This window comes from Pseudomonas sp. GW822-FHT02G04, assembly GCF_058802085.1.
In genome coordinates, this window is record NZ_JBXANU010000021.1 from 41556 (window position 1) to 55393 (window position 13838).

Here is a 13838-nt window from a genome sequence, read left to right on the forward strand (position 1 = left end):
ATGGCTCTGCTGAAACGACTGGCCGAAGGCGACCGCCCGGCCCTGGACTTTACCCTCGACGGCGTGCCTGCCAGTGGCTTGCTCGGCGACACCCTGCTGACCGCCGTGCTGACCTGCAGCGAACACCTGCGCGGCAGCGACTTCAGCGCCGAACCCCGCGCCGGCTTCTGCCTGATGGGCGCCTGCCAGGACTGCTGGGTACGCCTGGGCGATGGCCGCCGGGTGCGGGCCTGTTCGACCCTGCTTGAAGCCGGACAGCACATCAGCCGCGAACCGGGGCGCTCGGTATGAACGCTGTAGTGATCATCGGCGCCGGCCCCGCCGGGATTCGTGCGGCACAGACGTTGGTGGCGCATGGCGTGCGCCCGGTTCTGCTGGATGAAGCCGCACGCGCTGGCGGGCAGATTTATCGGCGACAACCGGCCAACTTCAAGCGCTCGCCCGTCAAGTTGTACGGCTTCGAAGCCCCCAAGGCCAACGCGCTGCATCAAACCATCGACGCACTGCGCGAACAACTCGATTACCGCCCCGACACGCTGGTATGGAACGCCGAGGCCAACGCACTCGACACCTTGCACGATGGCCGTGCCATACGTGTGGCGTTCTCCCGGGTGATTGTCGCCACGGGCGCCACCGACCGGATTCTGCCGGTGCCGGGCTGGACGTTGCCAGGGGTGTACAGCCTCGGCGCGGCGCAGATCGCCTTGAAGTTTCAGGGCTGTGCCATTGGTGAACGCGTGGTGTTCGCCGGCAGCGGACCGTTGCTGTACCTGGTGGCCTATCAATACGCCAAGGCCGGCGCGAACGTAGTCGCGGTGCTCGACAGTTCGCCGTTCAGCGCTCAGGCCCACGCCCTGCCCGGTCTGTTGTCGCAACCGCTCACCCTCGCCAAAGGCCTCTATTACCGCACCTGGCTGACCGCCCACGGCATCCCGGTGCATCAGGGCGCCAGCCTGTCAGACATCGATGGCCAACGGCGTGTGCAATCGCTGAACTGGCGCAACGCAAAAGGCCAACATCAAATCGATTGCGACGCCGTAGCCTTCGCCCATGGCCTGCGCAGCGAAACCCAACTCGCCGACCTGCTGGGCTGCGAATTCACCTGGAACCCGCTCAACCGCGCCTGGCTGCCACAGCGTGACAGTGCCGGGCGCAGCAGTGTCGCCGAGGTCTACCTGGCCGGTGACGGTGCCGGCATCATGGGCGCCGACGCGGCGGAAATGGCCGGTGAACGGACAGCCTTGGCGCTGCTCGAAGACCTCGGTCACCTGCTCCCGCCGCAACGTGCCACCCAGCTGGAACAGTCGCTGAAAGAAATCGGCAAATTCCGCCAGGGTCTTGAGCGTGCCTTTGCCTTTCCCGAAAGCTGGGCCGCCGACGCTGCGGATGACCTGATGATCTGTCGCTGCGAAGAAGTACGCGCCGGCGACATCCGCCAGGTGGTGCGCGAAGGTCACTGGGAGATCAACCGGGTCAAGGCCCATTGCCGGGTCGGTATGGGTCGCTGTCAGGGTCGGATGTGCGGGGCCGCCGCGGCGGAAATCATTGCCTGCGAAAGCCAGCGTTCGGTAGCCGACATCGGTCGGTTGCGGGCTCAGGCACCGATCAAACCCTTGCCGTTCGGTCTGGAGGTCGAGCCATGATCGAAGTCGAGGCAGTCATCATTGGCGGTGGCATTGTCGGGGCTTCCGCCGCCCTGTTTCTGAGCAAGGCCGGCCGACGTGTGGCGCTGCTGGAACGGGACTTTTGCGGCTCGCATTCCAGCGGCGTGAACTATGGCGGCGTGCGTCGTCAGGGCCGGCCGCTGTCGCAATTGCCGTTGTCGCAACGGGCCCACGAAATCTGGGGACAGCTGCCGCAATTGATCGGCATCGACGGCGAGTACCAGCGCAGCGGCCACTTGAAACTCGCCCGCTGCCTCAACGATCTGCACGCCTTGCAGGACTACGCCGCCAGCAGCCAGGGGTTCGGCCTTGATTTGCAGCTGTTTGATCGCGATGAGTTGCGTGCGCGTTTTCCGTGGGTCGGAGACGTCGCAGTCGGTGCTTCGTTGTGCCCGGACGATGGCCACGCCAACCCGCGCCTGGTGTCTCCAGCGTTTGCCCAAGCGGCACGTCGGCACGGCGCGCAGGTGCATGAGCAATGCGCAGTCACGGCGGTGGAACACGATGGTCAGCGCTTTCGTGTCAGCACTCAATCCGGCCTCGAGCTGCACGCACCCTGGCTGCTCAACTGCGCCGGCGCCTGGGCCGGTAACCTTGCCGCGCAATTCGGCGAAGCGGTGCCGATGCACGCCGGGCACCCGGCGATGCTGGTCACCGAACCATTGCCACTGGTGATGAATGCCAGCACCGGTGTCGAGGGCGGCGGCATCTACGCCCGTCAGGTCGCGCGGGGCAATTGTGTGTTGGGCGGCGGCCAGGGCTTTGCCCTTGATGGCGCCCGCGCCCGGCCTGGTCAGAGCGCGGTGATCGAGATCCTGCGTCAGGCCGTCGAGCTCTACCCGTTTCTTGAAGGCGCCCAGGCGATTCGCACCTGGAGCGGCACCGAAGGTTATTTACCCGATCGTCAACCGGTGATCGGCCACAGCAGCACGCAACCCGGTCTGTTGCACGCGTTCGGCTTTGCCGGCGCGGGCTTTCAGATCGGGCCTGCGGTGGGCCAGGCGCTCACCGAGATCATCTGTAGCGGCGCGTCAAAGACGCCGCTGGATGCGTTTTCCATCACCCGGTTTCACTCCATCTCCGTAGCTTGATAGAGGAAGGTCGCGCCAATGAATAACCTCAAACGCACTGCACTGCTCGGTTTGTCCTGCATGAGCGCCCTGCTCACGGTCACTCAGGCCCACGCCGAACCGACGCTTTACCTGGGTATGAACGGCGGGACCATGGAGCGGCTCTACGCCGACAAGGTGCTGCCGGCTTTCGAGAAAGCCAATCACGTCAAAGTGGTGATCGTGCCGGGAACCTCGGCCGATATTCTGGCCAAGGTCCAGGCCAGCAAAGGCAACCCGCAATTGCACGTGATGTTCCTCGACGACGGCATCATGTACCGCGCCATTGCCATGGGCTTGTGCGACAAACTCGAAGACAGCCCGACGCTGGCGCAGATTCCGGCCAAGGGCCGCATCAAGGATCAAGCGGTGGCAGTCAGCCTCGGCGTTACCGGGTTGGCGTACAACACCCGGCTGTTCAAGGAAAAAGGCTGGAACGCGCCGACCTCCTGGATGGACATGGCCGACCCGCGGTTCAAGGACAAACTGGTGTTCCAGTCGATGGCCTCCTCGACCTTCGGCCTGCACGGTTTCCTGATGTTCAACCGGATTCAGGGCGGCAGTGAAACCAACGTCGAACCGGGGTTCAAGGCCTGGCCGAACACCGTCGGGCGCAACGTGCTGGAGTACATTCCGAGCTCGGCGAAAATCTCGGAAATGCTCCAGACCGACGAAGCGGCGCTGTTCCCGTTGACCCCGACCCAGGTCACCGCGCTGAAACTCAAGGGCATGCCGGTGGAATATGCGCAGCCGAAGGAAGGTTCGGTGGTGCTCAACGTGGCCGAATGCGCCATTGCCAACAACACCCAGCCGGAACTGGCGCAGAAACTCGCAGCCTTCTTGCTGACACCTGAAGCACAGGCCGCCGCTCTTGAAGATGGCGATCAGATTCCGTCCAACCCGAATACACCGACCACCGACAAGACCCGCGGTCAGGTCGAGGCGATGAAGCACTATCTGGAAACGGCGATTGCCATCGATTGGGATCAGGTCAACGAACAGCGCCCGGCGTGGAATGACCGGTGGAATCGCAGTATCGAGCGCTAACCTCGAAGATCAAAAGATCGCCTGTGGTGAGAGGGCTTTTGTGGCGAGGGAGCTTGCTCCCTCGCCACAAAAACCCTCTCACCACAAAAGCTTCGTCGGCAGCAGTGGAAGGGAAATTACCCACTTGGTTAAACTACGCCGCCGCGGCTCAGGAGGAGCCGGCCTGAAGACTACGGGGGTAACATCACAGTGGCCGTTCAACCACCCAACCGTCCGCGACTCACATCACGCTGGCCCGCGCTACGCCGTTTTTTCGGCAAGGCATTCGCGGCGCCAACCAGTGGCAGCGCGCAAAGCCGGGTGATCCACGACTACTTCCGTCACAAGGCCCATGTTCAGGGCTACACCCTCAGCCACAGCCAGTTGCGCGTGATCGACTGCATGGCGCAGCACGCGTCGGCGCTGCCGAGGTCATCGGCGCCACTCCCCGGGCTTTACCTCCATGGTGCGGTCGGGCGCGGCAAGAGCTGGCTGCTCGACGGTTTTTTCCAGGCCATCCCCGTCACGGCAAAACAGCGCCTGCACTTCCATGAGTTTTTTGCGCAATTGCACCAGGGCATGTTCAGCCATCGCGATCAGCCCGATGCGCTGGAAACCACCCTCGACGAACTGCTGCAAGACTGCCGGGTGCTGTGTTTCGATGAATTCCACGTGCATGACATCGGCGATGCGATGCTCATCACCCGGCTGTTCAAGGCGCTGTTTCGCCGGGGGATTCTGCTGCTGGTGACCTCAAACTACCCGCCGGAAGGTTTACTGCCCAACCCGCTCTACCACGCCCGTTTCAAACCGGTGATCGACCTGATCAACACGCGCATGCAGGTGATGGAAGTCGGCGGCCCCCATGATTACCGCAGTCAGGCGCGAACCCATGCGCAGCAGCTGTTCACCCAGGGCCAGTACGTCTGGCCGGCCACGGTGACCCAGCGTCAGGCGCTGCACCTGCTCGAACACGACGCACCGGCCATTCGACTGCCCGTCGGGACACGACACCTACAAGCCCGATACTGCGAAGGGCGAACCATCGGCTTCACCTTCGCCGACCTGTGCGAACACCCCACCGCCGTCATGGACTACCTGGAACTGTGCCGGCGGTTCGACCGCTGGATCATCGACAAACTGCCCAGCCTCGCCGACTGTTCAATCGCCGCCCAGCAGCGCTTCATCAACCTGATCGACGTCTTGTACGACCAGGATAAACACTTGATTCTGCTCGGCTACCAGTCATTGCGCGAAAGCCTGGGTGGCGATGCCATCGACCTGGCGCGTACGCGCAGCCGGTTGGGGCAGTTGGTGGAAGTCAGGGAACTCGCCTGACAGCCACCACCACTTTCCCGCTATCATGTCGCCCATTTCCAGGCCCCCGCGCCCTCCTTCAGATCAATAGCGAACCTGCCTATGCACACCCTCGCACAACTGCGCGCCGGCCAACTGTCGGGCATCACCCGCCTGGACCTGGTCTGTGGCCTGACCGAATTCCCCCGGGAAATCTTCGACCTGGCGGACTCGCTGGAAGTGCTCAACCTCAGCGGCAACGCCTTGCGCAGCCTGCCGGACGATCTGCACCGCCTGACCCGTTTGCGCGTGCTGTTCTGCTCGGACAATCAGTTCACCGAACTGCCCGCCTGCCTCGGCCAGTGTACGGCGCTGACGATGATCGGTTTCAAGGCCAACGCCATCGAACACGTGCCGGCCGCCGCCCTGCCGCCACTGTTGCGCTGGCTGATCCTGACCGACAACCGCATCACCGATCTGCCCACCGAACTGGGCGAACGCCCGCATCTGCAAAAACTCATGCTCGCCGGCAACCGGTTACAGCGTTTGCCCGAGAGCCTGAGCCAGTGTCATCGACTTGAGCTGATCCGCATTGCCGCCAATCAGCTCACCGAGCTTCCCGAGTGGCTGCTGACCCTTCCGGCCCTGACCTGGCTGGCGTACGCCGGTAACCCGCTGGAAACCGAAGCCGATGCGGCGGCGCTTGAAGCCACGACGAGCATTCCCTGGTCCGAGTTGAGCCTGGAGCAGAAACTCGGCGAAGGCGCGTCAGGGGTCATTCATCAGGCGTTGTGGGAGCAGACAAAACAGGTCGCGGTAAAACTCTACAAAGGCGAAATGACCAGCGACGGCTCACCGTTGCACGAAATGAACGCCTGCATCACCGCCGGCATCCACCCCAACCTGATCCGGGTCGAAGGGCGGATCGTCGGGCATCCACAGGCGCAAGCCGGGCTGGTGATGCAACTGATCGATCCGAGCTACCGCAACCTGGCCAGCCTGCCGAGCCTGGCGTCGTGCTCCCGCGACATCTATGCCGACGACACCCGGTTCAGCGCCAGCGTGGCCATGCGCATCGCCAGTGGCATCGCCTCGGTGGCCGAGCACCTGCACCGCCAAGGCATCACCCACGGCGACCTCTATGGCCACAACATTCTGTGGAACGAGCACGGTGATTGTCTGTTGGGGGATTTTGGCGCGGCGTCTTTCCATGCCACCTCGGACAGCCTTGAAAGCCGCGCGCTGCAACGGCTCGAGGTGCGGGCGTTCGGGATTTTGCTGGGGGAATTGCTGGAGCGGATCGACTCGGGGTTGAGCGCTGAACAGCGGGGCGCGCTAGAGGATTTACAGCAGCGCTGCTGTCAGCCGGATGTGCTGGCGCGGCCGGGGTTCAGTGAGGTGGTGCGGGAGATGGCCGCGTTCAACTAGCGGCAAATATAGAACCTGTGGCGAGGGAGCTTGCTCCCGTTCGGTTGCGCAGCAGCCGTCGCTTTTGGGGTCGCTTCGCAACCCAGCGGGAGCAAGCTCCCTCGCCACAGGTTAAATCACAGCTGTCAGAACCGCTTAACCCGCCAACCCGACAAACATATCCTGCACGTCATCGTGGTTATCGAGGCCTTCGAGGAACGCTTCGACTTCTGCCATCTGCTCGTCGCTCAGGCCGCTCACCGGGTTCTTCGGCTGGTAACCCAACTTGGCCGACAACACGGTGAAACCCTGCTCCGGCAGCGCTTTCTGTACCGCATCCAGGTCCGCAGGGTCGGTCAGGAACAGCGTCGCGCCGTCTTCGCCCGGCTCGAAATCCTGGGCGCCGGCTTCGATCGCGGCCATTTCCGGATCGGCGTCAGGGCTGTCCGGGGACGCCTCGATCATGCCGACGTGGTTGAAGTCCCAGGCCACCGAACCGGAAGCGCCCAACTGGCCCTTGCGGAACGCGACGCGGATTTCAGCGACGGTGCGGTTGATGTTGTCAGTCACGCATTCAACGATCAGCGGCACCTGATGCGGTGCGAACCCTTCATACGTCACGCGATGGTATTGCACGGTTTCGCCGAGCTGGCCGGAGCCTTTCTTGATCGCGCGTTCCAGGGTTTCGCGGGGCATCGAGGCTTTTTTCGCCTGTTCGACCACCAGACGCAGGTGTGCGTTGGTGGCGGTATCGGCACCGTTGCGCGCAGCAATGGTGATTTCCTTCACCAGTTTGCCGAAGATCTTGCCCTTGGCGTTGGCTGCCGCTTCTTTGTGTTTAACCTTCCACTGTGCGCCCATTACTCACTCTCTTGATCTGTGGCGCCGAGACATCTATTGGCCGACGCGTAGCGCAAGTTTATACGGCCTAAAGATGCCAATCGACCAAAAATTCCAACATCTTCAGCCCATGACCGGTCGACATCTTCACCAGTGCTTGTAGGGCGATTCTGAAAAGTCGATTTGCGGTGACGCTTCTGGGCTGTGGTTTCGTACCCTCTGCGCCCGTTCTCCAAGGCAGAAGCGCGTTCGATGCACAACGACCAGGAAAGCCCCTACACCCTGACACTCCTCGACGGCGGTTTGAGTTTGCAGGTGTTGCAGTTCAATGGCCGCGAAGGCCTCAACCAGCCCTATCGATTCGACATCGAGGTGATCGGCCTCGCACCGGCGATGAACCTGGACCGGTTGCTGCAACAACCGGCGTTCCTGAGGCTGTCGGCCGACCAGGGCATTCACGGCGTGATCCACAGCGTCAGCCGCGAACATCGCGGCCCGCATCGGGTCGGCTACTCGCTGGTGCTGGCGCCTCATGTCCAACGACTTCAGCTGCACAGTTCGCGTCGGGTATTTCATCGTCTCAGCGTGCCGGCGATCGTGCGTCAGTTGCTGGAGAAGCATCAGCTGCCCGAGCACAGTTATCGCTTCGACCTGACCTGCGGCCGCTACCCGCTGCGGCCCTTTTGCATTCAGTACGATGAGAGCGATCTGGCCTTCATGCAGCGGCTGTGTGAAGAAGAAGGCATCCACTTCCACTTCGAACATCAGCACGACGGGCACGTGCTGGTCCTGGCCGATGACAGCCTGAGTTTCCCGCAGGAGCCGCTGCTGATGCCGTTCCATGCCGACGTGTTCAACGACCCGCTCTTGCCGGCGATCAGCGAACTGTTCCAGCGCCATGACCCGGCCCCCGCCCCGGCACAATGGGATGCCAGAAACCGCGGCGCGCACGTGATCGGCGACGGCGCGGCCAACCACCCGCTCGCCATAACAGGCCCGGTTACGGCAAGACCTGCGCCTGAACAGCTTCATCGCGAGCAGCTCGGCCGCCGCTTGCTGGAACGCCTGCGTTGCCAGCATCGGCAGATCCACGGCCAAAGCACCCAGAATGAGTTGCGCAGTGGACGAATCGTACAAGTGGCGCAGCACCCGCTCTCGAGTTTCAACGATCAGTGGCTGCTTACCGACATCCAGCACCAGGGGCAGCAGCCGTCGATTCTCACCGAAGACAAGCCCGGCCATGACATGGCCCGGCGCTACAGCAATCGTTTCACCGCCATTCCCTGGTCAACGGTATTCAGGCCGGCGCTCAAACAGGCCAGGCCGAGCATCCCGGGCTATCAGACCGCCCGGGTGCTGGGCCCCGTCGGGCAACCGGCGGCGCTCGATGAGCAAGGCCGAATACAGGTCTGCTTGTGGCCGAAACCGGGGTTCGAGGCGGATGAGTCCGTTGGGCTCTGGCTACCGGTCGCCCTCGCAGCACCGGACGGTCGGATCGATCCGTCCAGGCTGCCCATGGCCGGCACCGAAGTGTTGGTCAGTTTTCTCGACAGTGATCCGGACCGGCCGGTGTTGTGTGCCGGCATAGGCCGCCTCCAGCCTTCCCGACCCACTCCCGAACCACGCCGCGATACCCGTCTGCTGCTCGATTGGCTGATCAACCGCTCGGATCTCATGCCATGATTTTACCGGGCCCCTTCGCGGTCGATCAGACAGGCGCCAACCCAAAAAACGCCTGTATCAAGCGCAAATCCCGCCGCCGTTCCATGCAACCGATCATGTGCCGATTGACCAGCCCCTCGCCAATGATCGGCACCGCCGCCACCCGCGGGTCGTGGCTGACTTCCACCGACGCCACCACGCCTACGCCCAACTCGGCGGCCACCGCCTCGGTCACGGCCTCGCGACTGTCCAGCTCCAGCAACACCCGCGGATTGACCCCGGCCTGAACGCACGCCTCGTCGAACGTGCGTCGGGTAATCGAACTCGGCTCGCGCAACACCATGATCACCTGGTCCAGCTCCTTGAGCGGCAGCCCTTGCGACTTCTGCGCCCACGGATGGCCGGCGGGCACCAACGCGCAAATCCTCGACTCGCTCAACCCTTGCAGGTGCAAGCCCTTACGCGGCTCGACTTCGGTCAGCACCGCCACATCCGCATGCTCCGACAGCAGCGCCGCGAGGGTTTCCTGAGCATTGCCCAACCGCAAATTCACGGTGATCCCCGGATAACGCGCGCGCAGGCTGGCGAGCATCGGCATGACCATGTGTGGCCCGTCCGCCGCCACTTCCAGGCGCCCGGTGAGTAACTGCCGATTGGCCTCCAGCATCGCCTGCGCTTCTTCGGCCAGGCCGAACATTGCCCGGGTGATCGCCGCGAGTCTGGTGCCCTCCTCCGTCAGCTCGACCCGCCGCGCGGTGCGCCGCAACAAGGTGATCTGGTAGTGCTCCTCCAGCGCCTTGATGTGCCCGGTGACCGCCGGTTGGCTGATGAACAGGCGCGCTGCGGCACGAGTGAAGCTGCCCTCGCGGGCCACGGCGTCGAAGGCGCGCAGCTGGAACAGATTCATGAATAACCCTCACTGATGGCTGGCATAACAATAAACAATTTGATTGATGAGACGCCGAATTGCAATTTATGCCCCGTAGTTTCATCCCACTGAGCTTTTGCAAGGACACAAGAATGCGTACTGCCGAGCCCACCCTGCTCACCCCCGGCCCATTGACCACATCGCAGCGCACCCGTCAGGCGATGATGGTCGACTGGGGTTCATGGGATGACCGCTTCAACCAGCTGACCGCCAGCCTGTGCGAGCAATTGCTGGCGATCATCAACGGCGGCGACAGCCATCACTGCGTGCCCCTGCAAGGCAGTGGCACGTTCGCGGTCGAAGCGGCAATCGGCACGCTGGTGCCTCGGGACGGTAAAGTGCTGGTGCTGATCAACGGCGCCTACGGCAAACGCCTGGCGAAAATCTGCGAGGTGCTGGGCCGTTCGTTCAGCACCTTCGAAACCGCCGAAGACGAACCGACCACCGCCGCCGACGTCGACCGCTTGCTGCGGGGCGACACCAGCATCACCCACGTCGCATTGATTCACTGCGAAACCAGCACCGGCATCCTCAACCCGCTGGCGGAAATCGCCCACGTCATCGAGCAGCACGGCAAACGCCTGATCATCGACGCGATGAGCTCGTTTGGCGCGCTGCCGATCAACGCACAACAGGTGCCGTTCGACGCTCTGATTGCCGCCTCGGGTAAATGCCTGGAAGGCGTGCCGGGCATGGGTTTCGTCTTCGCGCGCAAAGAAGCGCTGGCGAAGGCCGCCGGCAACTCGCACTCACTGGCGATGGACTTGTTTGATCAGCACACCTACATGGCCAAGACCGGTCAATGGCGCTTCACCCCGCCAACCCACGTGGTCGCGGCGCTGCACGAAGCCTTGCTGCAATACAACGAAGAAGGTGGTTTGCCGGCCCGGCATCAGCGCTACGCCAACAACTGCCAGGTGCTGCTCGATGACATGGCCAAACTGGGCCTGCGCAGCTTCCTGCCCGCCGCGATCCAGGCGCCGATCATCGTCACGTTCCACGCGCCGAAAGACCCTCGCTATCAGTTCAAGGAATTCTACGAACGGGTCAAGGCCAAGGGTTTCATCCTCTACCCCGGCAAACTGACCCAGGTCGAAACCTTCCGCGTCGGCTGCATCGGCCACGTCAACCAGGCCGAAATGCACGCAGCAGTGGCGGCCGTCGCCGAGGTGCTGAGCGAGATGGAAGTCATCGACATCTGATCCACCACGATCTGGATCACCATTCCCCAAGACAGGATTTGAGACATGAACTACAGCAACCCAACCAAACTGCAAGCCGCCATCCTCGACTGGGCCGGCACTGTGGTCGATTTCGGCTCCTTCGCCCCGACGCAGATTTTCGTCGAAGCCTTCGCCGAGTTCGACGTCCAGGTTTCCATCGAAGAAGCTCGCGGGCCGATGGGCATGGGCAAGTGGGATCACATCCGCACCCTGTGCGATCAGCCGTCAGTTGCCGAGCGTTATCGCCAGGTGTTCGGCCGCACGCCGACCGACGATGACGTCACCGCCATCTACCAACGCTTCATGCCGCTGCAGATCGAAAAAATCGCCGAACATTCGGCGCTGATTCCGGGCGCCCTGGACACCATCGCCAACCTGCGCCAACAAGGGATCAAGATCGGCTCCTGCTCCGGCTACCCGAAACAAGTCATGGACAAAGTGGTGGAACTGGCCGCCACCAACGGTTACGTCGCCGATTATGTGGTCGCCACCGACGAAGTGCCCAACGGTCGCCCATGGCCCGCTCAGGCCCTGGCCAACGTGATTGCGCTGGGCATCGACGACGTCGCGGCCTGCGTGAAGGTCGATGACACGGTGCCGGGCATTCTCGAAGGTCGCCGCGCCGGCATGTGGACCGTGGCGTTGATCTGCTCCGGCAATGCGCTGGGTCTGGACTACGAAGGCTATCGCGCGCTGAGCAGCGGCAAACTGGCCAGCGAGCGCAAGCGCATTCATGCCCTGTTCGAAGGCTCGCGACCGCACTACATGATCGACACCATCACCGACTTGCCCGAGGTGATCGCCGACATCAACAAGCGCCTGGCCAACGGCGAGATGCCGCAATCCAACTGATTGCACCTCTCGCCTCATAAAAAAGCGCCAGTTCCTTTGATGGAGCTGGCGCCTTTCTGTGGTCGATCACTTGATTTAGAGCATTGAACGGCCCATTTGCCTCGGGCAAATCCTGCGAAACAGGATTACAGTTAGTGCACGCCGTCGAACAAGAACGGTGACTTCAGACCAGAATTGTGAGGAAACACCGTATGCCCTGGAAGAATTCCGAATCACGCTACAGCACCGTATCGATCGCGCTGCACTGGTTGATGCTGGTTCTGTTAATACTGGTCTACGCCTGTATCGAATTTCGCGGGATCTTTCCCAAAGGCAGTGGCGGCCGAACGCTGATCAAGGAAGCGCATTTCATGCTCGGCCTGACGGTGTTCGCGTTGGTCTGGTTACGGTTGTTCGCGCGCAGCCTGGGGCCAGCGCCGCAGATCTTCCCGGCCTCGCCTCACTGGCAAAGCGTGCTCGCCAAGCTGATGCACTGGGCACTGTATATTTTCATGATCACCGTGCCGGTTCTGGGTTGGCTGACTACCAGCGCCGAGGGGCATCGGGTGATGTTCTATGGCGTTGACTTGCCATTGCTGATCGAAGAAAACAAACCGCTGGCCAAGCAGTTCCAGGGCTGGCATGAGCTCGGCGCCACCATCGGTTATTGGCTGATCGGGCTGCACGCGGTGGCCGGGCTTTACCACCACTATGTGGTGCGCGATAACACCTTGCTGCGGATGATGCCCAAACGCGGTTAGTCGCGACCACCTTGTTCGAACCCCCGGCGGCCCTGCAAACCGCCGGTGTGGATGAAGATCAGGCGCGTGCCCTGAGGAAATTTACCGGCTTCGACCTGTTGCTTGAGTGCCATGAGCGCTTTGCCGGTGTACAGCGGCTCGAAAGGAATGCCGCTGGCCTGTTCGGTCTGCTCGATGAATACAAGCAGCTGCGGATCGACTTTGGCAAAACCGCCACGGCTGGCGTCCAGCAGTTCATACAAGGGATCGACCAAGCCGGCTTCCTGCACAATCATCTCGACCTGCTGCGCCACGCCATGATCGTCGGGCACCGCCAGCGCGCCATACACCGGGTGTTCACCCGCCTCGGCCAGCACCAGCCCGGCCAGGGTCGTGCCCGTTCCGCAGGCCAGCCACCAGCCATCATAGTTGCTCCAGCCCAGGCCACTCAGTTGCTCACGGGCCTGTGCCACCAACTGCGTGCAGCCCTTTGCCCCACGCAAGCCGCCCCCACCTTCCGGCACCGGTTGCAGCTCGGGATACTGCTCCCGCCACGGCTGCCAGAAGCCCGGTTCATGCCGCGCCCGATAACCGCCATAACCCAACCAGTGCAACTGCATGCCGAACGCCTGCAAGTCCTTTACTGTCGGGGTGTCTTGCGGATGCCCGCGCAGCAAACCGACGGTGGTGAACCCGAAGCGCTTGCCCGCCGCGGCCAAGGCGTGGAGATGGTTGGAGTGAGCACCGCCCAGGCTGATGATGCCTTGGGCACCGTTCTGGTCGGCAGCTTTCAGGTGTTCGATGAGTTTGAACCACTTGTTGCCGCTGATCAGCGGGTCGATCCGGTCCAGACGCAGGATGGCGACGTCGATGCCGGCTGTGGTGAGCCAGTCGAGGTGAAGGGGTTCGAGGGGGGCTTGGGGGAGCCAGTCTGTTGGAGGGGAAAGCATTGATGCCGGCTCTGGGTAAAGAGCCGGTATGTTAACAGCAGATATGTGGCGAGGGAGCTTGCTCCCGCTTGGCTGCGCAGCAGCCACAGAATCAGCGACGTTGATTAACCAGACACTACATCATCGCTGATAGAGGGAGTCCTTCGGCCTCCAGCGGGAGCA

13 protein-coding genes are annotated in these 13838 nt (G+C 62.6%); 10 read left to right on the forward strand and 3 right to left on the reverse strand.

What is annotated here, in order from left to right; translation table 11 throughout:
* The 6 genes from AC1RO5_RS22675 to AC1RO5_RS22700 all read left to right on the forward strand — a co-directional run bounded on the left by AC1RO5_RS22675 (nt 1) and on the right by AC1RO5_RS22700 (nt 6523).
* Nucleotides 1-291, forward strand: a complete 291-nt coding sequence (locus AC1RO5_RS22675; RefSeq protein ID WP_493177764.1) for a (2Fe-2S)-binding protein — start codon at nt 1-3, stop codon at nt 289-291.
* The gene (locus AC1RO5_RS22680) at nt 288-1643 is read left to right on the forward strand and encodes an FAD/NAD(P)-dependent oxidoreductase (RefSeq protein WP_493177766.1); all 1356 of its coding nucleotides are present in this window, start codon (nt 288-290) and stop codon (nt 1641-1643) included. The genes AC1RO5_RS22675 and AC1RO5_RS22680 overlap by 4 nt, the downstream gene beginning before the upstream one ends.
* Complete coding sequence (locus AC1RO5_RS22685; RefSeq protein WP_493177767.1) at nt 1640-2755, forward strand: NAD(P)/FAD-dependent oxidoreductase; 1116 nt, start codon at nt 1640-1642, stop codon at nt 2753-2755. The genes AC1RO5_RS22680 and AC1RO5_RS22685 overlap by 4 nt, the downstream gene beginning before the upstream one ends.
* An 18-nt stretch (nt 2756-2773) precedes the next feature.
* Nucleotides 2774-3820: an ABC transporter substrate-binding protein gene (locus tag AC1RO5_RS22690; RefSeq protein ID WP_493177769.1), complete on the forward strand. Its 1047-nt coding sequence runs from the start codon at nt 2774-2776 to the stop codon at nt 3818-3820.
* Between the two features lie 189 nt (nt 3821-4009).
* Nucleotides 4010-5137, forward strand: a complete 1128-nt coding sequence (zapE, locus tag AC1RO5_RS22695) for a cell division protein ZapE (RefSeq protein WP_493177770.1) — start codon at nt 4010-4012, stop codon at nt 5135-5137.
* 81 nt (nt 5138-5218) lie between these two features.
* Complete coding sequence (locus AC1RO5_RS22700; RefSeq protein WP_493177773.1) at nt 5219-6523, forward strand: leucine-rich repeat-containing protein kinase family protein; 1305 nt, start codon at nt 5219-5221, stop codon at nt 6521-6523.
* Between the two features lie 135 nt (nt 6524-6658).
* Here AC1RO5_RS22700 and AC1RO5_RS22705 read toward each other — a convergent pair whose 3' ends face one another.
* Nucleotides 6659-7363, reverse strand: a complete 705-nt coding sequence (locus AC1RO5_RS22705; protein ID WP_007940960.1) for a YebC/PmpR family DNA-binding transcriptional regulator — start codon at nt 7361-7363, stop codon at nt 6659-6661.
* A gap of 231 nt (nt 7364-7594) precedes the next feature.
* Between AC1RO5_RS22705 and AC1RO5_RS22710 the strand changes: the two genes are divergently transcribed.
* Nucleotides 7595-9025 carry a type VI secretion system Vgr family protein gene (locus tag AC1RO5_RS22710; RefSeq protein ID WP_493177775.1) on the forward strand — a complete coding sequence of 477 codons (1431 nt, stop codon included), beginning with the start codon at nt 7595-7597 and terminating at the stop codon, nt 9023-9025.
* 25 nt (nt 9026-9050) lie between these two features.
* On the opposite strand, the gene AC1RO5_RS22715 is transcribed toward AC1RO5_RS22710, so the two are convergent.
* Nucleotides 9051-9911 (reverse strand): LysR substrate-binding domain-containing protein, encoded by an 861-nt coding sequence (locus tag AC1RO5_RS22715; protein WP_493177776.1) that lies wholly within the window; start codon nt 9909-9911, stop codon nt 9051-9053.
* Between the two features lie 113 nt (nt 9912-10024).
* Between AC1RO5_RS22715 and AC1RO5_RS22720 the strand changes: the two genes are divergently transcribed.
* The 3 genes from AC1RO5_RS22720 to AC1RO5_RS22730 all read left to right on the forward strand — a co-directional run bounded on the left by AC1RO5_RS22720 (nt 10025) and on the right by AC1RO5_RS22730 (nt 12747).
* Nucleotides 10025-11134 carry a 2-aminoethylphosphonate--pyruvate transaminase gene (locus AC1RO5_RS22720; RefSeq protein ID WP_493177778.1) on the forward strand — a complete coding sequence of 370 codons (1110 nt, stop codon included), beginning with the start codon at nt 10025-10027 and terminating at the stop codon, nt 11132-11134.
* Nucleotides 11135-11179: 45 nt separating this feature from the next.
* Complete coding sequence (gene phnX / locus AC1RO5_RS22725; RefSeq protein WP_493177779.1) at nt 11180-12007, forward strand: phosphonoacetaldehyde hydrolase; 828 nt, start codon at nt 11180-11182, stop codon at nt 12005-12007.
* 191 nt (nt 12008-12198) lie between these two features.
* Nucleotides 12199-12747, forward strand: a complete 549-nt coding sequence (locus tag AC1RO5_RS22730; protein WP_493177780.1) for a cytochrome b — start codon at nt 12199-12201, stop codon at nt 12745-12747.
* On the opposite strand, the gene AC1RO5_RS22735 is transcribed toward AC1RO5_RS22730, so the two are convergent.
* Nucleotides 12744-13676 (reverse strand): 1-aminocyclopropane-1-carboxylate deaminase/D-cysteine desulfhydrase, encoded by a 933-nt coding sequence (locus AC1RO5_RS22735; RefSeq protein WP_493177782.1) that lies wholly within the window; start codon nt 13674-13676, stop codon nt 12744-12746. The genes AC1RO5_RS22730 and AC1RO5_RS22735 overlap by 4 nt on opposite strands.
* Nucleotides 13677-13838 lie beyond the last annotated feature (162 nt).

Coding starts and splice junctions, on each gene's coding strand:
- AC1RO5_RS22675 (WP_493177764.1), top strand. CDS start 1: ATGGCTCTGCTGAAACGACTGGCCGAAGGCGACCGCCCGGCCCTGGAC.
- AC1RO5_RS22730 (WP_493177780.1), top strand. CDS start 12,199: ATGCCCTGGAAGAATTCCGAATCACGCTACAGCACCGTATCGATCGCG.
- phnX (WP_493177779.1), top strand. CDS start 11,180: ATGAACTACAGCAACCCAACCAAACTGCAAGCCGCCATCCTCGACTGG.
- AC1RO5_RS22710 (WP_493177775.1), top strand. CDS start 7,595: ATGCACAACGACCAGGAAAGCCCCTACACCCTGACACTCCTCGACGGC.
- AC1RO5_RS22685 (WP_493177767.1), top strand. CDS start 1,640: ATGATCGAAGTCGAGGCAGTCATCATTGGCGGTGGCATTGTCGGGGCT.
- AC1RO5_RS22690 (WP_493177769.1), top strand. CDS start 2,774: ATGAATAACCTCAAACGCACTGCACTGCTCGGTTTGTCCTGCATGAGC.
- AC1RO5_RS22705 (WP_007940960.1), bottom strand. CDS start 7,363: ATGGGCGCACAGTGGAAGGTTAAACACAAAGAAGCGGCAGCCAACGCC.
- AC1RO5_RS22680 (WP_493177766.1), top strand. CDS start 288: ATGAACGCTGTAGTGATCATCGGCGCCGGCCCCGCCGGGATTCGTGCG.
- AC1RO5_RS22735 (WP_493177782.1), bottom strand. CDS start 13,676: ATGCTTTCCCCTCCAACAGACTGGCTCCCCCAAGCCCCCCTCGAACCC.
- AC1RO5_RS22715 (WP_493177776.1), bottom strand. CDS start 9,911: ATGAATCTGTTCCAGCTGCGCGCCTTCGACGCCGTGGCCCGCGAGGGC.
- AC1RO5_RS22700 (WP_493177773.1), top strand. CDS start 5,219: ATGCACACCCTCGCACAACTGCGCGCCGGCCAACTGTCGGGCATCACC.
- AC1RO5_RS22720 (WP_493177778.1), top strand. CDS start 10,025: ATGCGTACTGCCGAGCCCACCCTGCTCACCCCCGGCCCATTGACCACA.